The sequence below is a fragment of the Leifsonia shinshuensis genome, from assembly GCF_013410375.1.
In the GTDB taxonomy this organism is placed as follows: domain Bacteria; phylum Actinomycetota; class Actinomycetes; order Actinomycetales; family Microbacteriaceae; genus Leifsonia; species Leifsonia shinshuensis.
Genome location: NZ_JACCFL010000001.1, coordinates 2,953,886 through 2,978,737, shown reverse-complemented (window position 1 = coordinate 2,978,737; position 24,852 = coordinate 2,953,886). Strand labels below are relative to the sequence as shown.

The following is a 24,852-nucleotide window of genomic DNA, read 5'->3' as shown; positions in this document are numbered from 1 at the left end:
TTTCGCGTACTCGACGGGCGCTAGCGGGTGGACAGCGGCAGCTTGCGGCGGGGGAGGTCGCGCGGGCGCACGGCGAGGCCCGCGGCGACGGCGCGGATCGCGGCGGCGGCCGGGTCCTGCGGGTCGGTGACCACGATGGGCGCTCCGGTGTCGCCTCCCGTCCGCAGCGGGACGCTGAGCGGCACGCTGGCCAGCAGCGGGACCGGGGCCTCCTGACCCGCCGAGAGCCGGCGGGCGACCTCGGCGCCGCCGCCGGAGCCGAACAGCTCCAGGACGCTGCCGTCGGGCTGCACGAGGCCGGCCATGTTCTCGATGACGCCGACGATCCGCTGGCCGGTCTGGCGGGCGACCACGCCGCTGCGCTCGGCCACGTCGGCCGCGGCCGGCTGGGGCGTGGTGATCACGAGCACCTCGGCCTGCGGCAGCAGCTGCCCGACCGAGATCGCCACGTCGCCGGTGCCGGGCGGCAGGTCGAGGAGCAGCACGTCGAGGTCGCCGAAGAACACGTCGCCGAGGAACTGCTGGATCGTCCGGTGCAGCATCGGGCCGCGCCACGCGACGGCGGCCGAGGAGGAGTCCACGAACATGCCGATCGAGATCACCTTCACGCCGTACGCGACCGGCGGCAGGATCATGTCGTCCACGCGCGTCGGCCGCACCGCCGCGCCGTCCGCGTCGGTCAGCCCGAGCAGGCCGGGGATCGAGAAACCGTGCACGTCGGCATCCACCAGGCCGACCCGGAGGCCGCGCTCGGCGAGCGCGACGGCGAGGTTGGCGGTCAGTGTGGACTTGCCCACCCCGCCCTTGCCGCTCGTGACGGCGTAGACGCGGGTCAGCGAGTCGGGGCCGAACTGCTGCGCACGGGCCGCGCGTCCGCCGCGCAGCTTCTCGGTGAGCGCGGCACGCTCGGCGGGCGTCATCACCGAAACGTCGACGGTCACGGCGCTGACACCCGGCACGGAGGCCGCGGCGGCGTGGACGTCCCGCTCGATCCGGTCGGCGGCCGGGCAGCCGACGATCGTGAGCTTCACCTTCACGGTGGCGTGCCCCTCGGGGGAGACCTCCACCCCGCCGATCATGTCCAGCTCGGTGACGGGCTTTCGGATCTCGGGGTCGAGGACGCCGGAGAGGGCGCGCTGGATCAGCTCAGCGGTCGCGTCGGGACCGGCGCCGGCCTCAGGCACGCGCACGTCCGTTCTCGGCCGGCTCGCCCTTCTCCAGGTCCTCCAGCAGCGCACGCAGCTCGGCGCGGATGAAGTCCTTCGTGGCCATGTCCCTGACCGCGAGCCGCAGGGCGACGACCTCGCGCGCCAGGTACTCGGTGTCGGCCAGGTTGCGCTCCGCGCGCTGCCTGTCCTGCTCGATCTGGACGCGGTCGCGGTCGTCCTGCCGGTTCTGGGCGAGCAGGATGAGCGGCGCGGCGTACGACGCCTGCAGCGACAGCACCAGGGTCAGCGCGATGAAGCCGAGCGCCGCCGAGTCGAACCGCCAGGCGTTCGGCAGGAGCGTGTTCCACAGCATCCAGGCCGCGACGAAGACGGTCAGCCCGAGGATGAACCACGGTGTGCCCATCGCCCGCGCGATCCACTCCGTGAACCGGCCGAACCGGTCGTTCTGCTCCAACGGGTTGCGGCGGGGGATCACCGACGTGCGGAGGCCCTTGGGGGCGTCGAGGCTCGCGTCCTGCCTAACTCGTGCGATGTCCGCCCCTCCTTCCGTTCACGATGCGGATACTGCCGGTCTCGTCGGACGGCGCCTTCACCGGCTCGTCCTCGTCCTGACTTCGCCAGTCGTCGGGGAGCAGGTAGTCGAGGACGTCGTCGATCGTCACCACCCCGACGAGCCGGTGCTTCTCGTCCACGACCGGGACGGAGACTAGGTTGTAGCTGGCGAGGATGCGGGAGACCTCCGCCGCGGAGGTGTCGGCGGTCACCGGCTCCAGGCTCGGGTCGAGCAGGGTGCCGAGCCGGACGTGCGGCGGGTAGCGCAGCATCCGCTGGAAGTGCACGATGCCGAGGAACCGCCCGGTCGGCGCCTCGTAGGGCGGCAGCGTCACGCAGACGGCGGCACCGAGCGCCGGGGCGAGCTCGTGCCGGCGGATGAGGGCCAGCCCCTCCGCCACGGTGGCGTCGGCCGAGACGATGATCGGCTCGGTCGTCATCAGGCCGCCCGCGGTGTCCGGTGCGTAGCTCAGCAGCATGCGGACGTCGTCCGCCTCCTCCGGCTCCATGAGCTCCAGGAGGTGCTCGCCGCGCTCGTCGGAGAGCTGGGCGATGAGGTCCGCGGCGTCGTCCGGCTGCATCTGGTCGAGCACGTCGGCGGCGCGGTCGTCGTCGAGCTTCGCGAGGATCTGCACCTGCTCGCTCTCCGGCATCTCCTCGAGCACGTCGGCGAGCCGGTCGTCCGGCAGCTCCTCCGCGACCTCCAGCATGCGCTGCTGCGGGAGGTCGAGCAGAGTGTTCGCGAGGTCGGCCGGCTTCAGCTCGGAGTACGCCGCGATGAGCTGCTCGGCGGACTGCGCCTCGCCGCGGGCCTGCTTCTCGCGCACCTCGTTCCAGGCGACGAACGTGGTCTGGCCCTTCCCGAACGGGGAGGCGCCCGACTTCGGCCGGCGGACGAAGAGCTGGCTCACGGCCCACTCGCCGGTGGCGGACTCCTGGATGGCGACATCCTCGATCGTCGCCTCGCCGGTGCCGTCGGCGAAGACCACCTTGCGGCCGAGGAGCTCCGCGATCACCCTGACCTCGCCGCCGCGCTGCTCGAACCGGCGCACGTTGATGAGTCCGTTGGTGATGATCTGGCCGGTGGAGATGCTGGTCACCCGCCCGATCGACAGGAAGACCCTGCGCTTGCCCGGGATCTCCACGATGAGGCCCACGACGCTCGGCGGGTCGTCCTTGCGGTACACCACGAGCACGTCGCGCACCTTGCCGACCCGGTCGCCGACCGGATCGAACACGCTGGTGCCTGCCAACCGGGCGACGAAGATGCGGGTGCTCACGACTAATAACTTAACCCCCTAACAGCCCGGCGGACGGTGAGGATGGGACAATGGCCGGATGACCACACCCAGCCCGCTCGGCGGACGAAACCGGACGCTCTTCCCGACCATGCCCCGGGGAGAGATCGTGGCTGCCTACGAGACGTACGTCGACGCCCAGCAGGCCGTCGACGTGCTGGCGCGCGCCGACTTCCCCGTCGACAAGGTCTCGATCGTCGGCAGCGACCTCAAGAGCGTGGAGCGCGTGACCGGCAAGCTCACCTGGGGCAGGGTCGCGCTCGCCGGCGCCGCCTCCGGAGCGTGGCTCGGCATCTTCTTCGGGTTGCTGCTGCTCATCTTCTCGCCGACCGTCAGCTACGCGTTCGTCATCGCGGCCGTGCTCATCGGCGCCGGCTTCGGCATGCTGTTCGGCATCGTCTCGTACGCGATCAACCGGCGCCGCCGGGACTACACGTCGGTGATGCAGGTCATCGCGACCAGCTACTCCGTGCTGGTGGACTCCGACCTGGTCAACCGGGCGCGCAACCTGCTCGGCGGCGTCGCCGACGTGCAGGCCGCGCCGGGCGGCTGGGCGCCGCCGGCGCACCCGTCCGACCCGCCGCCCGCGCAGCCGGTCCAGCCTCCGGCGCAGCCGGAGCCGCCCGCGGACGACCAGCAGCCGCCGGCGCCTCCCGCGTCGTAGCGGGATCTCTCAGCGGGCGCTGAGCCGCCGCACCCACGCCTCGACGTCGTCGGCCGTGCGGGGGAGGGCGATGGAGAGGTTCTCCGCGCCGTCCGCCGTGACGAGGATGTTGTCCTCGATCCGCACGCCGATGCCGCGGAACCGCTCCGGCACCGTCAGGTCGTCGGGCTGGAAGTAGAGGCCCGGCTCGATCGTGAAGGTCATGCCGGGCTCCAGCACGCCGTCGAGGTAGAGCTCGCGGCGCGCTTGCGCGCAGTCGTGCACGTCCAGGCCCAGGTGGTGGCTGGTGCCGTGCACCATGTAGCGGCGGTGCTGCTGGTTGTCGGCCTGCAGCGCCTCCTCGGCGGTCACCGGCAGCAGCCCCCACTCGGCCGTCCGCCGTGCGATGACCGCCATCGCGGCCGCGTGGATCTCGCGGAAGCGGATGCCGGGCCGAACGATCGCGAAAGCGGCGTCCGCGGCCTCCCGCACCGTCTCGTACACGAGGCGCTGGGTCTCGGTGAAGGCGCCGTCGATCGGGAGCGTGCGCGTGATGTCGGCGGTGTAGAGGCTGTCGACCTCCACGCCGGCGTCGATCAGGATGAGGTCGCCCGGCACCACGGGTCCGTCGTTGCGGGTCCAGTGCAGGATGCAGGCGTGCGGGCCGCTCGCGGCGATGGTGTCGTAGCCCACCGCGTTGCCGTCCAGGCGGGCGCGCGTGTTGAAGACGCCCTCCACGATGCGCTCCCCGCGCGGGTGGGCGACGATGCGCGGGAGGTCGGCGATCACGTCGTCGAACCCGGCGGCCGTCGCGGCGATCGCGCTGCGCAGCTCGGCGACCTCGTAGGCGTCCTTGACGAGGCGCAGCTCGGAGAGGTCGCGGGCGAGGCGGTCGTCGTCGCCGTGGTCCTCGGGGTCGAACGCGGCATCGCCGGCCTCTGCGTCTGACTCCGCGTCGGCCTCGGCGGCGAGCACCAGGCGGGCGGCGTCCACCCGGTCGGTCAGCTCGGGGTCGGCCTCGCGCAGCACGAGCGTGGCGGCGTCGACCGCGTCGAGCACGTCCTCCACGTCGGCGATGCCGCGGGTCGGGAGGCCGAGGTCGCCGGCGACCTGCGCGAGCGACGGGCGCGGGCCGATCCAGAACTCGCCGATCTCCGGGTTCGCGTAGAACTCGTCGGAGTCGCGGCCGGCGCGCTCGCGGAAGTACAGGGTCGCGACGTGGCCGTCCCCGTTCGGCTCCAGGACGAGCACGCTGCCGGGCTCGGCGTCGGAGCCCCAGCCGGTGAGGTGCGTGAACGCCGAGTGCGCCCGGAACGGGTAGTCGGTGTCGTTCGAGCGCTGCTTGAGCCGGCCGGCCGGGATGATCAGGCGCTTGCCGGGGAAGAGCTCGGACACGCGGGCGCGCCGGGCGGCGGCGTAGGCGGCCTGCTCGCGGGCGGCGGGGACGGTCTCGGGGCGCTCGGCCCAGTTGCTGCCGATGTATTCGCGGAAGTTCTCCGACCCGGGGGTGGTGGACCGGTTCGCGGTGGCGCGGGGCGCCTCGCCTGCCGTGTCGCTGGATGGGGCGACGGCGGGCGCGGTGGTGTTCTCGGACGACATGCCGACCATTCTTCCACTCCTAGGATGGTGGGCATGGCTGATGCGCGACGGTTCCGCGGTCCCGTCGACCTCCACACGCACTCCAGCGTGTCGGACGGCACGGAGACCCCCGCCGAGCTGGTGCGCGCCGCGGCGGCCGCCGGGCTCGGCACGGTCGCGCTCACGGACCACGACTCGACGGCGGGCTGGGCCGCGGCGGCGGCCGCCGGGGCCGAGGCGGGGGTCACCGTCATCCCCGGCATGGAGCTGTCCACCCGTGTGGAGTTCGCCAGCGTGCACATGCTCGGCTACCTGTTCGACCCGACGGACGAGGCGCTCGTCGCCGAGACGCTCCGGATCCGCGAGGGCCGCATGCGCCGGGCGGAGGACATGGTGCGCCGCATCGCGGAGGACTACGAGATCACCTGGGCCGACGTGCTCGCGCAGGCCACAGAGGGCGCGACGGTCGGCCGGCCGCACATCGCCGACGCGCTCGTCGCGCGCGGGCTGGCCGCCGACCGCAGCGCCGCGTTCGCGGGCATCCTGCACTGGCGCAGCGGCTACTTCCAGCCGCACTACGCGCCGGACCCGATGACCGGCATCCGGCTGATCCGCGGCGCCGGGGGCGTGCCGGTGCTGGCGCACCCGGCGACCAGCAGCCGCGGCGTCATCCCGGAGCAGCGGCTGCGCCGCCTCGTCGACGCCGGGCTGTTCGGGCTGGAGCTCGACCACCGGGAGAACCGGCCGGAGGGGGTGGCCGAGCTGCGCGGCTACGCGGCGAAGTTCGGCCTGCAGATCACCGGCTCCAGCGACTACCACGGGTCGGGCAAGCCCAACCGGCTGGGCGAGAACACCACCGATCCCGCCGTGGTGGATCTGATGATCGAAGAAGCGACAGGCGCGGCGCCTTTCTACGCCTGAGCCGAACCTCCGGTTAGCCTGGTCCGCGGGGATCAGGAAGCGAGGTACGTGTGTCTCGGCGGCTCTGGACGTCTTCTGTCGCGGTTGCGGCGCTCATCTGCGCGCTCACGGTCGCCGGCGGAACGGCGCCCGCGAACGCGGACAACTACCCGTCCTGGGATGACGTGCAGGCCGCCAAGGCCAACACCGCGGCCGCCCAGGGCGAGGTCGACCGGATCAACGGCCTACTGGCGTCGCTGCAGACGGCGGCGAACGCCGCGGGCGACCTGGCGGTCAAGCGACTGGGCGAGTACGGCCAGGCCGAGGCCGCACTCAAAGACGCGACCGTGAAGGCGCAGGAGATCGGGCAGCAGGCCCAGGCAGCGGCGGCGCGCGCGGACGAGCTGCGCGCGCAGAGCGGCAAGTTCGCGGCCCAGCTCACCCGCTCCGGCACCTCGGACGTGTCGCTCCGGCTGTTCCTCGGCGGCGCCGGGGGACCCCGCGGCTCCGCGGCCGGCGCCGGCGGCTCGCAGCAGTCGCTGCTCTACCAGCTCGGCGCGGTCTCCAAGCTCGCGGACCAGGCCTCCAGCCTGTTCGCCCAGGCGGCCGCCCAGAAGAACGTCGCCGCGGCGCTGAGCGATCAGGCGGCGGCGGCGCAGAAGGTCCGCGACCAGCTGGACAAGGACGCGCAGAAGGCGCTGCAGGTCGCGAATGCGGCGAAGGCGGCGGCGGACGCGCAGCTCGCCGACCAGAAGCAGCACGCCACCACGCTCTACGCGCAGCTCGCGGCGCTCCAGAACACCGAGGCCACCGTGGAGCAGGCGTACGCCGCGGGCGTCGCGGCGGCGCAGGCCGCGCAGGCGGCGGCGGCCGCCGCGGCCGCGCAGCAGGCGGCGAACAGCGGCGGCAGCGCCGACGGCTTCGCGCCCCCGCCCGGGATGAACGTCGATCCCGCTGCGGCCCAGGCCTACGCGTCGAGCCGGCTCGCCGCGTTCGGCTGGGGCCAGGACCAGATGGGCTGCCTGATCTCGCTCTGGAACCACGAATCGGGCTGGCGCGCCGACGCGTACAACACGTCGAGCGGCGCCTACGGCATCCCGCAGTCGCTCCCGGCCAGCAAGATGGCCTCGGCCGGCCCGGACTGGATGACGAACCAGAACACCCAGGTCAACTGGGGCCTCGACTACATCAACCGGTCCTACGGCTCCCCGTGCGCCGCCTGGAACTTCGAGATGAGCCACGACCCGAACTGGTACTGACCTCCGCCTGACGGAACACGCCGCCTGCCGGGTTCGGCAGGCGGCGTGTCGTGTCCGTCAGGCGTTCTCAGCTCGCGGGCGTCGCGGGGGAGCTGCCGCGCGAACGGCGACGGCGCCGGCGCGGGGCGCTGTTGCCGTCGCGGTGCTGCGAGCCGCCGCCGTCGTGCGTGCCGGCCGCGGGGGACTTGTCCTCGCCGCCCGCGGCGGCCGCGCCGGCCGAGCCGTGCTCCGCCTGGCCCTGCCCGGAGCCGCCGGAGCGGGTGCGGCGGCGGCGGTTGCGCGAGCGGCCCTCGCCCTGGGCGCCGGGGCCGCTGGAGTCGCGGCGCGCGCCGTCCTGGGTCTCCGGGGCCTTGACCGCCGGGGTCGTCTTGAGTCGGCCCTTCGCGCCCTCCGGGATGTCGAGGTCGCTGTAGAGGTGCGGCGACGACGAGTAGGTCTCGGTCGGCTCGGGCTGGCCGAACTCCAGAGCGCGGTTGATGAGGGCCCACTTGTGCAGGTCCTCCCAGTCCACGAAGGTCACGGCGACGCCGGTCTTGCCGGCGCGGCCGGTGCGGCCGGCGCGGTGCAGGTAGGTCTTCTCGTCGTCCGGGATGGTGTGGTTGATGACGTGGGTGACGTCGTCCACGTCGATGCCGCGCGCGGCGACGTCGGTGGCGATGAGCACGTCCTTCTTGCCGGCCTTGAAGGCCGCCATCGCGCGCTCGCGCTGCTCCTGGTTGAGGTCGCCGTGCACGGCCGCGGTGTTGAAGCCGCGGTCGCCGAGCTCCTCGACCAGCTTGGCGGCCGCGCGCTTGGTGCGCGTGAAGATCACGGTCTTGCCGCGGCCCTCGGCCTGGAGGATGCGGGCGACGACCTCGTCCTTGTCGAGCGAGTGCGCGCGGTAGATGAGGTGCTTGATGTTCGCCTGCACCTGGCCCTCGTCGGGGTCGCTGGCGCGGATGTGGATCGGGCGCGTCATGAAGCGGCGGGCCAGCGCGACGATCGGCCCGGGCATGGTCGCCGAGAACAGCATGGTGTGGCGCGTCGCCGGGGTCTGGGCGAAGAGCTTCTCGATGTCGGAGAGGAAGCCGAGGTCGAGCATCTTGTCGGCCTCGTCCAGCACCATCTCCTTGACGTGGGAGAGGTTGAGGAGGCGCTGGCCGGCGAGGTCGAGCAGGCGGCCCGGCGTGCCGACGACGATCTGGGCGCCGGCCTTGAGCTGGGCGATCTGGCCCTCGTAGGCCTTGCCGCCGTAGATCGCCGTGACGGCGGTGGCGCGGTTGGAGGCGGCCTGCTCCAGGTCCTCGAAGACCTGGACGGCGAGCTCGCGGGTCGGGACGACGACGAGCGCCTGCACTCCGGGTTCCGGGTTCAGGCCGAGCCGCTGGATGATCGGGAGGCCGAAGCCGAAGGTCTTGCCGGTGCCCGTCTTGGCCTGGCCGATGATGTCCTGGCCGGCGAGGGCGAGCGGGATGGTCTGGGACTGGATGGGGAACGGCTCGATGATGCCCTTGGAGGCGAGGGCGTCCACCATGTCCTGGTCGATATTGAGTTCAGAGAAAGTCACGTAAGGGTGCCTGTCGGTTCGAAAATGAGTTCCACGCCCTGTTCTCGTCGCAGGCGCAGGGCCGTCGATCCTGCGCCGACGGCACCACAAGCCTACTGGACCTCCCCGTTACACTGCTGTACGTGTCAACGTGGTTCACCAGACGCCGGCCCGCGGTCGAGCTGCCCCGCCTGTCCCCGCGCACCCCTCCGGCGACGGTCAGGGTCGATCTGCACGAGGTGATGCCGGACCTGCTCCCGTACCTGGGGCAGGCGGCGTACCTGCAGCTGGAGCAGTTCCAGACGCTGTCCCGGGTGGCCGCTGACACCGACTCGCTGGCGGCCAAGGAGGTCGTCTCGGGCGCTGCGGGGCTCGCGCTGTCCAAGCACCAGGGCATCATCGCCGAGATCCGCCGGCGCGGTGACGAGCCGGCCGAGGTGATGCGCCCGTTCGCCGAGGAGATCGAGGGCTTCCGCGCGCTGCTGGTCGGCTCCGACTGGCGGGAGACGCTGCTGGCAGCGCTGATGACCGGCGGACTGCTCGACGACTTCTTCATCCGGCTCGCCGGCGGCCTGCCCGGCGACGTCGGACCGCGGATCGCGCACCTGCTGGGGTCGGACTCCGGTCAGGAGGGCCTCCTGGAGGTCCTGCGCGGCGAGATCGCTGCCGACGCGCAGCTCGGGTCGCGGTTGGCGATGTGGGGGCGCAGGCTGGTCGGCGACACCCTGCTGGTGGCGCGCTCGGCCCTGCACCTTTCGGGCAACCGCGCGGACGAGGAGCGGATCGAGCCGATCTTCACCGAGCTGATCGCTGCGCACACGCGCCGGATGGACGCGCTCGGGCTCACGGCGTAGGCGTCGCTAACGGAGGAGATCCGCCGCGACACGCCCGCCCAGAGCAGTCAGCGGAGGAGATGCGCGCCGAATCCGGGGCGAAGTCCTCCGTTGCCTGCGGGGTCAGCGGGCGTTGGCTGCGGGGCCAGCGGTCGACGAGTCAGCGGGCGACGGCGCCGCGGGAGAGGGTGTGCAGCAGCTTCTCGTCGTGGGCGGTGCGGACCCGGCCGATGACCAGGTCGGCCACGATCACCACGACACCGGTGCCCACGAGCGTGATCCACCAGATCCAGCCGCCGTTCCACTTCAGGCCCGCCCAGGTGAGGGCGACCCAGAGGACGCAGGCGACGCTCACGCCGAGTGCGGGCATGAGCACGGAGCCGTGCGTGTGACGGTTGGGCAGGAGATACCGGGCGCCGAGGCCGAGGATGGCGCCGGCGAGCGCGACGAAGAGCAGTTCCACGGTGGGGAATCTAGCCGACGAAGCCGATGCGCCGCGACTCTTCCGTGCCGACCTCGACGTAGGCGATGCCCGCGGTCGGGACGATGTAGACGCGGCCCTTGTCGTCCGCGAGCTTGAGGATGCCGGTGCCGCTGGTGAGGCCGGCCTGGATCTGCTCGGTGAGCTCCTCGGCCGACTGGGCCGACTCGAAGCTGAGCTCGCGGGGGGCGTTGACGATTCCGATGCGGATCTCCACGGGGTGTGCCTTTCGAATCAGACCGGGCGGTTGCGAGTTCAGACTACGGCACGCGGCTCGCGGGCTCGGATCGCGTTCTCTGTCGGCGGACGCCGTTACCGTGAATGCATGTCCACCCGAGGTTTCCGTCCGCGCGCCGACGCCGCGGCCGGCGGCCCGGTCCTGGAGCTCGACGACGACCAGCGTGCGGTCCTGGCGCTGTCCGACGGCGCGTCGGCGGCGGTGCTCGGCGCGCCGGGGACGGGCAAGACCTCGGTCCTGGTGGAGGCGATCGCCGAGCGCGTGCACGAGCGCGGCTACGCCGCCTCGGAGGTGCTCGCGCTGAGCGCGTCCCGCACGGCGGCGACCGCCCTGCGCGACCGGATCGCCCTGCGGCTCGGCGTGCCGACGCCCGGGCCGCTGGCCCGCACCGCGACCTCCCTCGCGTTCCAGCTGGCGGGCGAGCAGGCCAGGCGGAACGGCTGGGAGCCCCCGCGCCTGCTCACCGGCGGCGAGCAGGACCAGATCATCGCCGAGCTGCTGGCCGGTCACCTCGAGGACGGGGGCGGCCCGGTCTGGCCGCCGTCGCTCGGGCCGGAGGTCCGGATCCTGCGCGGCTTCCGGACCGAGCTGCGCGAGCTGATCGGCCGCTGCGCCGAGCGCGGCGTGTCGCCGGCGCGGCTGGCGGAGCTCGGCGCGATCACCGGCCGGGACGAGTGGCGGGCCGCCGGGCGCTTCATCGCGGAGTACCAGAGCGTCCTCGACAGCTTCCGCGGCGGCTACGTCGACTCCGCCGAGCTGATCGCCTCCGCGGTGCCGGTTGTGGCGGAGGGCAGCTCGCTCGACGGCCTCCGCGCGCTGTTCGTCGACGACCTCCAGGAGGCGACCGTCGCGACGATCGCCCTGCTGCGCGCCGTGGCGGCCCGCGGCATCGCGGTCGTCGCGTTCGGCGACCCCGACGTCGCGTCCACCACCTTCCGCGGGGCGGAGGTCGCCGCGCTCGGCCAGCTCGGCGCCCGGCTCGGCGTCCCGGTCACCCGTTTCGTGCTCGGCACCGCCCACCGGCAGACGCCTGCGCTGCGGGAGCTGACCTCCCGCGTCACCGAGCGGATCGGCGCCGCGGCGGCCGGCGTCCACCGGGTGGCCATCGCCGGGCGGGAGCAGCCGGAGGACGCCGGTCCCGCCGTCGTGGTCGTGAAGGCGTCGTCCGCCCCGGCCGAGGCCGCTCGGCTGGCCCGGCTGCTGCGCGAGCGGCGGCTCATCGACGGCGTGCCGTGGAACCGCATGGCGGTCGTCGTGCGCTCGGGCGCGCACATCCCGGGACTCGCGCGCTCGCTCGCCGTGGCGGAGGTGCCGACCACCACCAGCATCGCCGGGCGCCCGCTGCGCGACGACTACGCCGCCCGGCAGCTCATCACGATCGCGGGCGTCGCGCTCGGCGCGATCGAGCTCACCCCGGCGGTCGCCACCGAGCTGCTGCTCGGGCCGTTCGGCGGGCTCGACGCGATCAGCCTCCGGCGGCTCCGGCTCGCGCTGCGCCAGGAGGAGCTGGCGGGCGACGGCAACCGCGCCGGCGACGACCTCCTGGTCGAGGCGCTGGCGACGCCCGCCAACCTCGCCACCATCGACTCGTCGCCCGCCCGCCGCGCCGCCCGGCTCGCCGAGACCCTGCGCGGCGGGCGCGAGAAGGCGGCGGCCGGCGCCACGATCGAGGAGCTGCTCTGGCACGCCTGGGAGCGCAGCGGCCTCGCCGCGCGCTGGCTGGAGCAGTCCGAGCGCTCCGGCATCGTCGCCGACGAGGCCGACCGCCACCTCGACGGCGTCGTGGCCCTGTTCACCGCGGCCCGTCGCTTCGTGGAGCGGTCCCCGGAGCGCCCGGCCTCGGACTTCGTGATCGAGCTGCTCGGCGCCGAGGTGCCGGAGGACACCCTCGCGGCGCGCACGACCGGCGACGCCGTGCTGGTCTGCACGCCGAGCGCCACGGTCGGCCGGGAGTTCGACGTGGTCGCCGTCGCCGGCCTCCAGGAGAGCGTGTGGCCGAACCTGCGGCTGCGCGGCTCCCTCCTGCACCCGCAGGAGCTGGACGACGCGCTCGCCGGGCGCAGAGCGGACTCCGCGGACGACGGCGCCGACACAGCGGACCAGCGGGCGGCGGTGCTGAGCGATGAGCTGCGGATGTTCGCCCTGGCGGTGTCCCGCGCCCGCACCCAGGTGCTGCTCACCGCCACGGCCAACGACGACGAGCAGCCCTCGCCGTTCCTCCGACTCGCCGGCGAGCTCGCCGTCGAGGACGACGATCCCGGCATCCACCCGCTGTCGCTGCGCGGCATGGTCGGCCGGCTGCGCCGCCGACTGGTCACGACCGGCTCGCCCGACGCCGCCGACGCGCTGGCCCGGCTCGCCGACGCCGGGGTGGAGGGCGCCGATCCCGCCGACTGGTACGGGCTCGCCGAGCCGTCCACCGACGCGCCCCTGATCGACCTGGACGACCCGGAGGCGATGGTGAAGGTGTCTCCGTCGCGGCTGGGAACCTTCGAGAAGTCCCCGCTGGCCTGGTTCGTGGACGAGATGGCCGCCTCCCCGAGCGGTCTCGCCGCCGGCATCGGCACCGTGGTGCACGCCGTCATGGAGGAGGCCGCCGAGACGGACGAGACGAGCGTCGACGTGCTCTGGTCGGGCATCGAGCGCCGCTGGGCGCAGCTCCAGTTCGAGTCGCCGTGGATCGAGGAGCGCGAGCGCCGCCGCACCCGCGGCCTCGTGGCGGGCGTGTCGGAGTACCTGCGCGACTTCGGCCGCGCGGGCGGCCGGCTGCTCGGCTCGGAGGGCGCGTTCCAGCTCGACCTCGGCCGGGCCAGGATCAGCGGCAAGATCGACCGCGTCGAGCAGACGCCGGACGGCACGGTCGTGATCGTCGACCTGAAGACCGGGCGCACGGTGCCGTCCGCCGCGGAGACGGCGTCGCACGCGCAGCTCGGGGTGTACCAGCTCGCGTTGGAGCACGGCGCGGTCGAGCATGACGCCGTCGGCCAGGGAGACCTTCCTCCGGGCGGCGCCAAGCTGCTCTTCGTCGCCAAGGGCGTGCGCGGCAAGGCCTACCGCGAGGTGGCCCAGGACCGCGTCGACGCGGAGGGGCTCGCCCGGCTGGAGGAGCGCGTCGCGCGCGCGGCCGAGGGCATGGCGGGGGCGACCTTCGCCGGCGTGGTCGACCTGGGCGACCGGGACCCGCATGCCGCCTACGCGTACCGCATCCATCTGGTGCCGGCGGTCAGCGCATGAGCGGGGGAGAGCGCATGACAGCGGAGACGACACGATGAACGACGACAGCCTCCTGGAGCTCGCCGACGACCAGCCCGGCCTCGACCTGGTCGAGCTGGCGTTCGCGGCCGAGGCCGCGGCCCCCGATCCGCAGCGGCCGTCCCGCCGGCTGAGCGCCGCCGAGATCGCCGACGCCCTCGGCCTGCCGCGGCCGACCGCGCAGCAGCAGGCCGTCATCGAGGCGCCGCTCGCGCCCGCGATCGTCGTCGCCGGAGCGGGCAGCGGCAAGACCGAGACGATGGCGAACCGGGTGGTCTGGCTGCTCGCCAACGGCCTGGTCCGGGTCCCCGAGATCCTGGGCCTGACCTTTACTCGCAAGGCGGCGGGAGAGCTCGCGGAGCGGGTCCGCCGCCGCATCGAGCAGCTGGCGGCGTCCGGCCTCACCGACGTGGTCTTCGACCCGTTCGACGCCCCGGAGATCGCCACCTACAACGCCTTCGCGAACGCGATCTTCCGCGAGAACGCCCTGCTGATCGGCCGGGAGCCGGAATCCGCCGTGCTGAGCGAGGCGTCCGCCTGGCAGCTCGCCCGCCGCGTCGTCGTGGCCTGCGACGACGAGCGGCTGGTCGAGCTCGACAAGAGCGTGGACGCGGTGACCACCGCCGTCCTCGACCTCAGCCGCGCGCTCAGCGAGAACGTCGCCGACGCCCGCGACGTGCACCGCATGGTGGAGGGCTTCGGCCGGCTGCTCGAGCTGCCGACCGGCAGCGGCCGCGTGAAGGACGCCTACGCCTCCGTCCGCACCGCGGTCGCCGCGGTCGGCTCGCTGCCGCCGCTGCTCGACCTCGCGGAGCGGTTCGCGGACGAGAAGCGCCGCCGCGGCTTCGTCGAGTACTCCGACCAGGTCGCGCTCGCGCTGGCGGTGTGCGAGCGGCTGCCGGAGGTCGTGGCGGACTACCGCCGCCGCTACCGCGTGGTGCTGCTGGACGAGTACCAGGACACCTCGGTCGTGCAGACCCGGCTGCTGTCGTCGCTGTTCGCCGGGCAGCCGGTGATGGCGGTCGGCGACCCGCACCAGTCGATCTACGGCTGGCGCGGGGCGAGCGCGGCCAACCTGGGCCGGTTCGCCCTCGACTTCACCGGGGCGAAGGACGGCGCGGAGTCGTTCGCGCTCAGCACGAGCTGGCGCAACCCGACCACGGTGCTGGACGCGGCGAACGCGCTCGTCGCCCCGTTGTCCGCCGACTCGCCGGTGCACGTCGAGCAGCTCCAGCCGCGGCCCGGCGCGATCGCGGGCGAGCTCGACCACGCGTTCGGCCAGACTGTCGAGGACGAGGCGGCGGCGATCGCCGAGTGGCTGCGCGTCCGGCTGGCCCAGCGGGATGCGCAGGGGATGCCGCCCTCGGCCGCCCTGCTTTGCCGGTCCATCAAGAAGATCGACGCGTTCACCGCGGCGCTCACGGCGCAGGGCGTGCCCTTCCACGTCCTCGGGCTCGGCGGCCTCCTGGAGCAGCCGGTGATCGCCGACCTGGTCAGCGCGCTGCGGGTCATGCACGACCCGACCGCGGGCTCCGAGCTGATCCGGCTGCTGACCGGGGCGCGCTGGCGGGTCGGACCGCGCGACATCGCGGCGCTGCGCCGGGTGGCGAGCTGGCTGGCCGCGCGCGACCACCGCTTCCAGGCTCTCGACCCGGACGTCCGCGACCGGCTGCGCGGCTCGGTGGTGGCGGAGGAGTCCGCCTCCCTGGTCGACGCGCTCGACTTCGTGGTGGAGGCGCCGGAGGGTCACGGCCAGCTCGCGGACTTCAGCCCGGCCGGGCTGGAGCGGCTGCGGGCGGCGGGCGGCCAGCTCGACCGGCTGCGCTCGCGCGCCGGGCTCGACCTCCTCGACCTCGTGACGCTCGTGCAGCAGGAGCTGCGGCTGGACATCGAGGTCGCCGCCAATGAGACCGCCCAGCTCGGGCAGGCCTCACTCGACGCCTTCGCCGAGCAGGTGGCGTCGTACCTGGCCAGCGACGACCGGGCCACGCTCGGGTCGTTCCTGGCCTGGCTGGCGGAGGCCGAGCAGCGCGACAACCTGGCGCCGCGCAGCGAGGACCCGGAGCCCGGGACAGTGCAGATCCTGACCATCCACGGCGCGAAGGGCCTGGAGTGGGACGTCGTCGCCGTGCCGCGGATGGTCGAGGGCGAGCTGCCCGGGCCGCCGCAGAGCAAGCGCGGCTGGCTGGCGTTCGGCCAGCTCCCCAACGAGTTCCGCGGCGACTCCGCCGAACTGCCGGTGCTGCCGTGGCGGAACGCCGAGGACCAGAAGCAGGTGGACGAGGCGATCTCCGCCTTCGAGGCCGCCAACGTGGCCCGCCACCTGGAGGAGCAGCGCCGGCTGATCTACGTCGCCGTCACGCGCGCGCGCCGCAGCCTGCTGCTGACCGGCTCGTACTGGTCCACCCAGTCCCGGCCCCGGTCGCCCGGCGCCTACCTCCTGGAGCTGCAGCAGGCCGGGCTGCTGCCCGAGGACGCCTTCCCGCCCTGCGACGAGCCGGACGAGAACCCGCTGGCGCCGGAGTCCCGCACGGTGCTGTGGCCGCTCGACCCGCTCGGCGTGCGACGCACGCGGGTGGAGGCGGCCGCCGCCGCGGTACAGGCGGCGCGCGAGCGCGGTCCGGGCGACGGCGGCGTGTACGCCCTCGACGTCGACCTGCTGCTCGCCGAGCGGGCCAGGCGCGAGGCGGAGGACGGGCTGGTGGAGCTGCCCGCGCGCATCCCGGCTTCCCGGTTCAAGGACTTCGTCAGCGACCCCGCCGGCGTCGCCGCCCAGCTGCGCCGCCCGATGCCGGAGCGGCCCTACCGCCAGACCCGGCTGGGCACGCTGTTCCACCGCTGGGTGGAGGAGCGCTACGGCGTCGCGGGGGGAGCGACGGACGCGCTCGACGCGGCGGTGGCCGAGCTGGACGATCCCGCGGGTGAGATCCTGGGCGCCGAGGCGCTGGCTGAGCTGCAAGCGACGTTCGCCGCGAGCGAGTGGGCCGACCGGGCTCCCGCCGAGGTCGAGCTGGAGATCCACGTCACGCTCGCCGGCCAGGTGATCGTGTGCAAGCTGGACGCGGTCTACGCGGTCTCCGACGGCCGCCACGACGTGCAGATCGTGGACTGGAAGACCGGCAAGGCTCCGCGCGACGCGGCCGACCTGGAGCGCAAGCAGCTCCAGCTGGCCCTGTACCGGCTCGCCTACGCGAAGCACGCGGGGATCGACCCGGCGCGCATCGACGCCGTGTTCTACTTCGTCGCCGACGACCGCGTCGTCCGGCCCGAGCGGCTGTACTCGGAGGCGGAGCTGGTCGAGCTGTGGGGGCAGGTCCGGGGCGCGTAACTCCGGAGTCCCCTCCGCTCACCCGCCCGAATCATCCGTAACTCCGGAGATCGGGCTGCGGGAGGCCCGGATCTCCGGAATTCGCGACGCAGTGGCCGTCTGTAACTCCGGAGATCGGGGCCGTTTCGGGGTGGATGTCCGGTTGAACGGGCATTTCGGGGAACTCCGGCGGCGGAGTTCCGGAGTTGCCGACGGAGGCTCAGCCGGCCTGGTCGTCGACCGGGCGCATGCCGCCGGGGCGGGCCGCGGAGCGGTCGCCGGGGGTGCGGTCGAGCATTGCCTCGACGTCGTCTACGGCCATGATCGGGCCGGTGGCCGTCGAGAGCGGGGTGACCGTGTTGCTGTGCACCCGGTCGACCAGGCCGTCGAGCATCTCCACCGCGTCGTCCACGATGCTCTGGTCGCGGAGCTCGCGGCCGTGCAGCAGCCAGCGCGCGACCTCCAGCTCGGCGTACAGCATCGCGCGCTGGGTGAACTGGCGGTCGGTGGCGACCTGGCGGGTGGTGGCGTAGGCGATGAGCGCGCCGTCCGTCGCCTCCGGGTCCATGGCGAGCAGCCAGTGCAGGTCGCGGGCCGGGTCGCCGACGCGCAGCGCCGACCAGCCGAGCACCGCGGAGACCGACTCCCCGTCGATCAGGAACGAGTCGGCGGTCAGCGCGCCGTTGATGACCGTGGGCTGGAACTGCCAGACGGAGTGGTCGGCGACGGCGTCGCGCCAGCGGTCGCGCAGGGCCGCGGGGACTTTGCCGGTCGAGACGGCGGACTCGATCAGCGCCGCGGTCGAGGACAGGCACTCGGCGGCGGAGAGGACGGGAAGCCCCGCCTCTCCGACGAAGCTGGTCGGCAGGGTGTGGATCGCGGCGATCGCGTGCCCGATGGACCCGGCCAGTCCGTCGCCCGGGGGGATGTCCTCGACGGCGACGTGCTCGCCGGGCAGGAAGTCGTAGACGATGGCGCGGGTGCCCCCGACGGGCGCCTGGCCCAGGTAGGTCGGCACGTCGAACGGGAGGCGGCTGCGGATGCCGGTCGTCAGCGCGCGCAGGGCGACGAGGTCGGAGCTCTGCTCGGTCTCGGCCGCCTGGGTGAGCGGGACGCGCACGATGCGGGCGCTCCCGTCGGCCGCGGTGAGCACGGCGGAGTCGAACTCGCCCGCTCCGTCCGCGGTGTGCGCGCGGGTCGCGGTGACAGTCAGGTCGGGCACGGCCGAGCTGGCCAGCGCGGCTAGAGTGAGAGGGGATCTGGCCATGGACCTAGGCTAAATGGACATCCGCGCGTGGGCAGTTCCGCCACGCCTTGCAACTCCTCCACGCTTCGAAGGGATCCCGATGTCGTCCGCATCGACGTCCGCGCTGCCGCTCGCCGCGCTCCCGCTCTCGCGCCACGCGATCGACCGCGATCACGCCGCGCGTTCGCGTCCCGCGCTGTTCGACGAGCTCTGGGAGGAACCGACGACCCGGGTCCTCGCGCTCTGGAAGGGCCGAGCGCTGCTGACCCCGGAGAGCGTGCCGGCGGCGACGCCGGCCTCCGACGGCTGGAGCGCTCCGGACGCCGGTCCCGCCGAGCTCGACCTGCTCCCGGTGGAGCGGGTGACGGCCGCGCTCGTGCGCGTCTACCTCGGCCGCACGCTCGTGGACGCCCCGGGCCAGCCGGCCGGGTCCGCGGTGGTCCTGGAGGTCCTCACCGACGCCGCCGCGACCGAGCTGGAGCCCGACGAGGCGCGCTGGGGCAACCTCCGCACGGTCGCCACCGCGCTGAGCGACCGCGACGCAGGCCTGTTCACCGAGGCCCTCGCCATCGCGAACTGGCACGCCTCGCACACGCACTGCCCGCGCTGCGGGACCCCCACCGTGGTGGAGCAGGCCGGCTGGGTGCGGCGCTGCTTCGAGGACGGCTCCGAGGTGTTCCCGCGCACCGACCCCGCCGTGATCGTCACCGTCCTCGACGCCGACGACCGGCTGCTGCTCGGCTCGAACGCGATGTGGGAGCACTCGCGCTACTCGCTGCTGGCCGGGTTCGTGGAGCCGGGCGAGTCCTTCGAGTCGGCCGTGGAGCGCGAGATCTTCGAGGAGGCGGGCGTCCGGGTGACCGACGCCCGCTACAAGGGCTCGCAGCCGTGGCCGTTCCCGGCCTCCGTCATGGTCGGCATGACGGCGCGGCTGGCCGACGACCAGCCGCCCGCGGCGCTCGCGCCGGACGGCGAGGAGATCCTCGACCTGCGCTGGTTCAGCCGCGACGAGCTGTGGGAGGCCAGGGAGCAGATCATCCTGCCCGGCCGGTCGTCCATCGCCCGCGCGCTGATCGAGGACTGGTACGGCGGCCCGCTCGACGAGCCGCCCGCGCTGTGAGGGCGACGCCGTGAGCACGGTGACGGCGTCGGGTCCCGACGGCCTGCTGGCCGGGCTGGACGCGCAGCAGCGCGTGGCCGCGGAGGCGCTGTTCGGCCCGGTGTGCGTCCTGGCGGGCGCCGGCACGGGCAAGACCCGCGCGATCACCCACCGCATCGCCTACGGGGTCGCCTCCGGGGCGTTCACGCCGAACCGGGTGATGGCGCTGACCTTCACCAACCGCGCCGCCGCCGAGCTCCGCGGGCGGCTGCGGCAGCTCGGCGCCGGGGGAGTGTCGGCCCGGACCTTCCACGCCGCCGCGCTGGCGCAGCTGAACTACTTCTGGCCGCAGGTCGTCGGCGGGCAGCTCCCGAGCGTGCTCGACGGCAAGGGCCGCGTGCTCGGCCACGCCGCAGAGAAGCTGGGGCTGCGCGTAGACACCGCGACGCTCCGCGACGTCGCCGCCGAGATCGAGTGGCGCAAGGTGTCCAGCCTGGGGCTGGACGAGTACGCCGCGGCGCTGGCCTCCCGGCCGCTGCCCGGGACGCTGAAGGCGGAGCAGCTGGTCGACCTGCACCGGACCTACGAGGAGCTCAAGGACGAGCGCAAGCAGATCGACTTCGAGGACGTGCTGCTGGTCTGCGCCGGCATGATCGAGACCGAGCCGTCCGTCGCGCTGCAGGTGCGCGAGCAGTACCGCTACTTCGTCGTGGACGAGTACCAGGACGTCTCCCCGCTGCAGCACGACCTCCTCCGGTTGTGGCTCGGCACCCGACGTGACCTCTGCGTCGTCGGCGACGCCAGCCAGACCATCTACTCGTTCGCCGGCGCCCGCAGCGAGTACCTGCTGGACTTCGAGCGGGAGCACCCCGGGGCGACCGTGGTGCGACTGGAGCAGAACTACCGGTCGGCGCCGGCGGTCATCGACACCGCCAACCGGCTGATGCGCGGACGATCGGGGGCGCTCACCCTGCACGCGGTCCACGAGGCGAAGCCGGGCGACGAGGTGCCGGCGCCCGCGGCGTTCGAGGACGACCGCGCGGAGGCCCGGGCCGTCGCCGGGAGCATCGCGGCGGAGCTGGCGGCGGGCGCGCGGCCGGAGAGCATCGCGATCCTCTACCGCGTGAACGTGCAGGCGGCTGCCCTGGAGCAGGCGCTCGGCGACCTCGGCATCAGCTACCAACTGCGCGGTTCGAAGCGCTTCTTCGACCTGCCGGAGGTGCGTCAGGCGGTGATGACGCTGCGCGCGGCGAGCGTCGCGGCGACCGACGAGCCGTTGTTCAAGTCGGTCAGCGACGTGCTGCGGACGCTCGGCTGGTCCGTGCAGCCTCCGGAGGGCCGCGGAGCGGTGCGGGAGCGCTGGGAGTCGCTGAACGCGATCATGGGACTGGTCGACGAGATGCCGGAGGGCGCGACGTTCCGACGCTTCACCGACGAGCTGATGGCCCGCCAGGCCGGTCAGCACGAGCCGACGATGGCCGCGGTGACCCTGGCCACGCTGCACGCGGCGAAGGGCCTGGAGTGGGACTCCGTCTACGTGGTCGGGCTCTCCGAGGGGCTGGTCCCGATCAGCTACGCCTCCAGCTTCGAGCAGATCGACGAGGAGCGTCGCCTGCTGTACGTGGGCATCACCCGCGCCAGGCACCGGCTGCGGCTGAGCTGGGCGCAGCGCGGAACCCAGCCCGGCCGCCCGGTGACGCGCCAGGCCTCGCGGTTCCTCGCGGAACTGGCTCCGGTGCGGGCGCAGGCTCCGCGAGCGGAGTGAGGCACCCGCACTCCGGGTGCGGCTCCCACCGCCGCTCCGACCAGCGCGCGGCGGTCGCGTCGTAGCGCAACGCGGCGTCCGAGCGATCCTGCGTGCCACGCAGCAGCGCGAGGACCGCGCCGGCCGCGGCCGACGCCGCCGCGCCGCACACCAGCTCCGTCTCGCCGGGCAGCGGCCGGGTGTGGAGTTGCGCCGCGAGCGCCGGCCAGGCCGGGTCGGCGTCCCGGCGGTGGAGGTCGACGCAGCGCAGGCACGCGCCGTCGCCGGGCCGCACGAACGGGCCGACGGTCACCCCGCCGTCGCCGAACACCACCGCCAGGTGCGGGACGTCGCGGCGCAGCCAGCGCTGGTGCCGGTGCGGCGCGATCGCGTACGCGCCGACGAGGACGGCCGCCGCCGCGAGGTCGACGGCGGGATCGTCGGCGGCGAGACCGCTGCGCACGTCGACCCCAGCCTCCCGCAGCAGGGCGAGGATGCGGGCCGCCGTGGGGCCGCTGCCGTCGAGGACGACGATCGGCGCGTCGCCGGGCTCTGCGTCCGGACGGGTCTCCAGCACGGGGCGCAGCCGCGCGAGCAGGGCGTCGACCGCGGCCGGCCCCGCTCCCGCGCCGCGGGCGATCATCCGCAGGGCGCCGGGCGTCGCCCCGGCCGCCAGCGCCGCGATCAACCGCTCCTCGGCCGCGCCGACCGGTTCGAGGATCAGGCGGGGCCGTTCGACGCCGAACTGGAGGGTGCGCGGCGTGCGCCACACCCGAGGGATGCTGGGGTCGAGCTTGTGGACCATCCCGCCATCCTGCCGTGGGGGGACGGCCCCGAGACGGTTATCCACAGGTCTCGCACGCCTCGCGGTTCATCCGCAGGTGGGCAACGGAGGAGATCGGCGCCGACACGCCGGGTGGCGGCAGCGTGCGGAGGAGATCCGCGTGCTGGACGGGCGGATCTCCTCCGCTGGCCGCGGGTGGTTGGCCGCGGGTGGTGGGGTCAGTCCTCGGTCGGGCCGTCGCCGTCGCCGCGGAGCAGGTCCTCGATCGCCTGGTCGAGCTCGTCGCGCTCGGGCTCCTGGCCGGTGGCCGCGGCGGTGAGCCGGGCGACGAGCCGGGCCGGGTCGTCGAGGTCGGCGGCCTGGGGGAGCAGGTCGGGGTGCGACCAGAGCCGGTCGCGGGCCTCCTGCCCGACGGCGTCGGTGACGGCCTGCCACATCGCCGCCGCGTCGCGGAGCCGGCGCGGGCGCAGCTCGAGGCCGACCAGCGTCGAGAACGCCGACTCGGCCGGGCCGCCGGCCGCGCGCCGGCGGCGCACCGTCTCGGCGATCGCGTCGGCCTTCGGCAGTAGCCGGGTGGCTCCCGCGGTGACCACGTCGACCCAGCCCTCGACCAGCGCGAGCACCGTCTCCAGGCGACCGAGGGCCTCCTGCTGCTCCTCGGTCTTGGGCGGGATGAGCGCTCCGGAGACCATCGCCTCGCGCAGCTCCTCCGGGTTGGACGGGTCGAAGCTCTCGGCGAGCGACTCCAGCCGGTCGGTGTCGATCGTGATGCCGCGCGCGAACGCGGTGATCTGGGTGATGAGCTGCAGCCGCAGCCACTTCGCGTGCCGGAACAGCCGGGCGTGCGCGAGCTCGCGCACCGCGAGGTAGAGCTGCACCTGGTCGGTCGGGATGTCGAGGCCCTCGCCGAACTCGGCGACGTTCTGCGGGATGAGCGCGGCCGTGCCGTCGGCGAGCAGCGGGATGCCGATGTCGCCGCCGGAGACGACCTCCTTGGCGAGCTGGCCGACCACCTGGCCGAGCTGCATGGCGAACAGGGCGCCGCCGACCGAGCGCATCACCTGGCCGGCGTTCTGGATCATGCCCTGCATCTCCTCCGGCGCCTGCTCGGTGAGAACGCGGGTGAGCGCGTCGGAGATGCTGAGCGCGACGGGCTCGGCGAGCTGGGTCCAGAGCGGCATGGTCTGCCGGGCCCACTCGGCGCGGCCGATGAGCTCGGGCTGGGTGGAGAGCCCCGCCACCGTCGTGGCCTCGTCGAGCCAGAGCGCGGCGACGTGGAAGGCCTGGTCGAGCGCCGAGCGCTCGGCCGGGGTGACCGGGTGGGCGCCCTCGCCGGCGAGCGTGCGGGCCTGCTGGGAGGCCAGGTCCCAGTTGATGCCGCCGCCCGGGTTCATCAACGCGTTCTGCAGCTGCCCGAGCAGCTGCTGGATGGCCGCGGGGTCGTTGGGCAGACCGGCCGCTCCGGCGAGCTGGCTCGGGTCGATGGAGGAGTCGCCGGACAGGAACTCCCGCAGCATGTCCCGGAACTCGTCGTCCGGTTCTTTGTTCGGCTCGTCGGACATCGCGCGCCCCTCGTCTCGGCTGGATCCGGCCGTGCGATTACGGCTTTCCAGGCTTGGCATCTACGCTAGCCCGAGATCACCGCGAGCCGGGTGAGAATCGGCTCGGGCCGAGCCGTGGGCTGTGCGCCCGTGGCGAACACGACCGAAGGGACAGCGCGTGACCCTGTTCACCGACGACGACCACCCCGTGCCTCCCGGCGGGCACGGCAGGGTGGCCCCCTCGCGTCGCGCGATCATCGGCTGGGTCTCGATCGCCGTCGCCGTCGCGCTCGCCCTCGTGCTGGCGATCGCGCCGGCCCCGTTCGTCATCGAGCAGCCCGGTCCCGTCTTCAACACGCTCGGCACCGACCAGGCGGTGGGGACGCCGCCGGCGGCGAACGCCAAGCCGCTGATCAGCATCCCCGGCCAGAAGACCTATCCGACCGCCGGGTCGCTCGACCTGCTCACCGTCTCCGTCGTCGGCAACCCGGACCAGCGGCCGAGCTGGCTGGACATCATGACCGCGTGGTTCGACCCGAGCCGCGCCGTGCAGCCGATCGACGCCGTGTTCCCGCCGGGCACCACCACCGAGCAGTCCAACGCCGCGAACGCCGCCCTGATGACCGACTCCCAGCAGGACGCCATCGCCGCCGCCCTCAACCAGCTCGGCTACCACTTCCCGCAGGCCGTCGCGGTCAAGCAGCTCATCCCCGGCACGCCGGCCGCGAAGGTGCTGAAGACCGGCGACGAGATCACCAGCGTCAACGGCAAGGAGATCGAGAGCGTCGCCGCCCTCCGCGCGGCGGTCAACGAGAACGGCACGGGCAAGGCCGCCGAGATCGGGATCGTGCGCTCCGGCGCCGCGTCCACCGTCTCGATCACGCCCACCGAGACCCAGGGCCAGGTCGTGCTCGGGATCGGCGCCGGGATGGACTACACGTTCCCGTTCGACGTGAACATCCAGCTCAACAACGTCGGCGGCCCCAGCGCCGGCCAGATGTTCGCGCTCGGGATCATCGACAAGCTGACGCCGGACAAGCTCAACGGCGGCAGGAAGGTCGCCGGCACCGGCACGATCGACAACGTCGGCACCATCGGGCCGATCGGCGGGATCCGGCAGAAGATGTACGCGGCGCGCGACACCGGAGGAGCGAGCTACTTCCTCGCGCCCGCCTCGAACTGCGACGAGGTCACCGGGCACATCCCCTCCGGCCTGCACGTGTTCGCGGTGAAGACCCTGAAGGACTCGCTCGCCGTGCTGGAGGCCGTGAGCAGCGGCGCGAGCACCGCGAAGCTCCCCACCTGCCCCGCGTCCTGACCCGCCCGCACTCGGCGCACGTCCCGGCTGTTCACCGCCGGGCCGCAGCATTCTCCAAGCGACGCCCGCCTAGGATGGACCTCTG

General features: G+C 73.6%; 18 protein-coding genes and 1 pseudogene. 9 read left to right on the top strand and 10 right to left on the bottom strand.

Annotated elements, in window-relative coordinates; translation table 11 throughout:
* Positions 1 to 20: 20 nt before the first annotated feature.
* The 3 genes from HNR13_RS14455 to HNR13_RS14445 are packed head-to-tail and all read right to left on the bottom strand — an operon-like array spanning position 21 to position 3,001.
* On the bottom strand, positions 21 to 1,184 hold the full coding sequence (locus HNR13_RS14455) for a P-loop NTPase (protein WP_179606839.1): 1,164 nt from the start codon (positions 1,182 to 1,184) through the stop codon (positions 21 to 23).
* Positions 1,177 to 1,701 carry a DUF1003 domain-containing protein gene (locus tag HNR13_RS14450; RefSeq protein WP_179609509.1) on the bottom strand — a complete coding sequence of 175 codons (525 nt, stop codon included), beginning with the start codon at positions 1,699 to 1,701 and terminating at the stop codon, positions 1,177 to 1,179. Before HNR13_RS14450 ends, HNR13_RS14455 begins: the two co-directional genes overlap by 8 nt.
* A complete protein-coding gene (locus HNR13_RS14445; protein WP_343063566.1) occupies positions 1,688 to 3,001 on the bottom strand; it encodes a magnesium transporter MgtE N-terminal domain-containing protein in 1,314 nt (437 codons plus the stop codon). The genes HNR13_RS14450 and HNR13_RS14445 overlap by 14 nt, the downstream gene beginning before the upstream one ends.
* 58 nt (positions 3,002 to 3,059) lie before the next feature.
* Between HNR13_RS14445 and HNR13_RS14440 the strand changes: the two genes are divergently transcribed.
* Complete coding sequence (locus tag HNR13_RS14440; protein WP_179606837.1) at positions 3,060 to 3,683, top strand: YflT domain-containing protein; 624 nt, start codon at positions 3,060 to 3,062, stop codon at positions 3,681 to 3,683.
* A 9-nt stretch (positions 3,684 to 3,692) separates the two neighbouring features.
* On the opposite strand, the gene HNR13_RS14435 is transcribed toward HNR13_RS14440, so the two are convergent.
* Positions 3,693 to 5,261: an aminopeptidase P family protein gene (locus HNR13_RS14435; protein ID WP_246312778.1), complete on the bottom strand. Its 1,569-nt coding sequence runs from the start codon at positions 5,259 to 5,261 to the stop codon at positions 3,693 to 3,695.
* A 33-nt stretch (positions 5,262 to 5,294) separates the two neighbouring features.
* Here HNR13_RS14435 and HNR13_RS14430 point away from each other — a divergent pair, with 33 nt between their 5' ends.
* Together HNR13_RS14430 and HNR13_RS14425 are read left to right on the top strand one after the other, a co-directional pair.
* A complete protein-coding gene (locus tag HNR13_RS14430) occupies positions 5,295 to 6,161 on the top strand; it encodes a PHP domain-containing protein (protein WP_179606833.1) in 867 nt (288 codons plus the stop codon).
* A gap of 50 nt (positions 6,162 to 6,211) precedes the next feature.
* Positions 6,212 to 7,399 (top strand): aggregation-promoting factor C-terminal-like domain-containing protein, encoded by a 1,188-nt coding sequence (locus tag HNR13_RS14425; protein WP_179606831.1) that lies wholly within the window; start codon positions 6,212 to 6,214, stop codon positions 7,397 to 7,399.
* Positions 7,400 to 7,466: 67 nt separating this feature from the next.
* Here the strand turns inward: HNR13_RS14425 and HNR13_RS14420 are convergent, their stop codons facing one another.
* A complete protein-coding gene (locus HNR13_RS14420; protein ID WP_179606829.1) occupies positions 7,467 to 8,945 on the bottom strand; it encodes a DEAD/DEAH box helicase in 1,479 nt (492 codons plus the stop codon).
* Between the two features lie 122 nt (positions 8,946 to 9,067).
* Here HNR13_RS14420 and HNR13_RS14415 point away from each other — a divergent pair, with 122 nt between their 5' ends.
* Complete coding sequence (locus HNR13_RS14415) at positions 9,068 to 9,778, top strand: ferritin-like fold-containing protein (protein ID WP_179606827.1); 711 nt, start codon at positions 9,068 to 9,070, stop codon at positions 9,776 to 9,778.
* Between the two features lie 139 nt (positions 9,779 to 9,917).
* On the opposite strand, the gene HNR13_RS14410 is transcribed toward HNR13_RS14415, so the two are convergent.
* Positions 9,918 to 10,220, bottom strand: a complete 303-nt coding sequence (locus HNR13_RS14410; protein ID WP_179606825.1) for a hypothetical protein — start codon at positions 10,218 to 10,220, stop codon at positions 9,918 to 9,920.
* A gap of 10 nt (positions 10,221 to 10,230) precedes the next feature.
* Positions 10,231 to 10,455, bottom strand: a complete 225-nt coding sequence (locus tag HNR13_RS14405; RefSeq protein ID WP_179606823.1) for a DUF3107 domain-containing protein — start codon at positions 10,453 to 10,455, stop codon at positions 10,231 to 10,233.
* 108 nt (positions 10,456 to 10,563) lie between these two features.
* Between HNR13_RS14405 and HNR13_RS14400 the strand changes: the two genes are divergently transcribed.
* Entirely contained in the window at positions 10,564 to 13,710 is a 3,147-nt protein-coding gene (locus HNR13_RS14400; protein WP_179606821.1) for an ATP-dependent helicase, read from the top strand.
* Positions 13,711 to 13,744: 34 nt separating this feature from the next.
* Entirely contained in the window at positions 13,745 to 17,056 is a 3,312-nt protein-coding gene (locus HNR13_RS14395) for an ATP-dependent helicase (protein WP_179606819.1), read from the top strand.
* A 199-nt stretch (positions 17,057 to 17,255) separates the two neighbouring features.
* On the opposite strand, the gene HNR13_RS14390 is transcribed toward HNR13_RS14395, so the two are convergent.
* The gene (locus HNR13_RS14390; protein ID WP_179606817.1) at positions 17,256 to 18,302 is read right to left on the bottom strand and encodes a phosphotransferase; all 1,047 of its coding nucleotides are present in this window, start codon (positions 18,300 to 18,302) and stop codon (positions 17,256 to 17,258) included.
* A 79-nt stretch (positions 18,303 to 18,381) separates the two neighbouring features.
* Here HNR13_RS14390 and nudC point away from each other — a divergent pair, with 79 nt between their 5' ends.
* Together nudC and HNR13_RS14380 are read left to right on the top strand one after the other, a co-directional pair.
* Positions 18,382 to 19,401: an NAD(+) diphosphatase gene (gene nudC, locus HNR13_RS14385; protein ID WP_179606815.1), complete on the top strand. Its 1,020-nt coding sequence runs from the start codon at positions 18,382 to 18,384 to the stop codon at positions 19,399 to 19,401.
* A 10-nt stretch (positions 19,402 to 19,411) separates the two neighbouring features.
* Entirely contained in the window at positions 19,412 to 21,145 is a 1,734-nt protein-coding gene (locus HNR13_RS14380; protein ID WP_343063563.1) for an ATP-dependent helicase, read from the top strand.
* A gap of 16 nt (positions 21,146 to 21,161) precedes the next feature.
* Here HNR13_RS14380 and HNR13_RS14375 read toward each other — a convergent pair.
* Positions 21,162 to 21,767, bottom strand: a pseudogene (locus HNR13_RS14375) (TOMM precursor leader peptide-binding protein); the annotation flags it as partial.
* A gap of 359 nt (positions 21,768 to 22,126) precedes the next feature.
* Positions 22,127 to 23,470: a zinc-dependent metalloprotease gene (locus HNR13_RS14370; protein ID WP_179606813.1), complete on the bottom strand. Its 1,344-nt coding sequence runs from the start codon at positions 23,468 to 23,470 to the stop codon at positions 22,127 to 22,129.
* 157 nt (positions 23,471 to 23,627) lie between these two features.
* Here HNR13_RS14370 and HNR13_RS14365 point away from each other — a divergent pair, with 157 nt between their 5' ends.
* Positions 23,628 to 24,767 carry a YlbL family protein gene (locus tag HNR13_RS14365; protein ID WP_343063562.1) on the top strand — a complete coding sequence of 380 codons (1,140 nt, stop codon included), beginning with the start codon at positions 23,628 to 23,630 and terminating at the stop codon, positions 24,765 to 24,767.
* The last annotated feature ends 85 nt before the right edge of the window (positions 24,768 to 24,852 follow it).

What these genes read in the sequence shown, in the direction of transcription:
- HNR13_RS14440 (WP_179606837.1), top strand. Translation starts at nt 3,060, where the DNA reads ATGACCACACCCAGCCCGCTCGGCGGACGAAACCGGACGCTCTTCCCG.
- HNR13_RS14395 (WP_179606819.1), top strand. Translation starts at nt 13,745, where the DNA reads ATGAACGACGACAGCCTCCTGGAGCTCGCCGACGACCAGCCCGGCCTC.
- HNR13_RS14435 (WP_246312778.1), bottom strand. Translation starts at nt 5,261, where the DNA reads ATGTCGTCCGAGAACACCACCGCGCCCGCCGTCGCCCCATCCAGCGAC.
- HNR13_RS14400 (WP_179606821.1), top strand. Translation starts at nt 10,564, where the DNA reads ATGTCCACCCGAGGTTTCCGTCCGCGCGCCGACGCCGCGGCCGGCGGC.
- HNR13_RS14370 (WP_179606813.1), bottom strand. Translation starts at nt 23,470, where the DNA reads ATGTCCGACGAGCCGAACAAAGAACCGGACGACGAGTTCCGGGACATG.
- HNR13_RS14390 (WP_179606817.1), bottom strand. Translation starts at nt 18,302, where the DNA reads ATGGCCAGATCCCCTCTCACTCTAGCCGCGCTGGCCAGCTCGGCCGTG.
- nudC (WP_179606815.1), top strand. Translation starts at nt 18,382, where the DNA reads ATGTCGTCCGCATCGACGTCCGCGCTGCCGCTCGCCGCGCTCCCGCTC.
- HNR13_RS14430 (WP_179606833.1), top strand. Translation starts at nt 5,295, where the DNA reads ATGGCTGATGCGCGACGGTTCCGCGGTCCCGTCGACCTCCACACGCAC.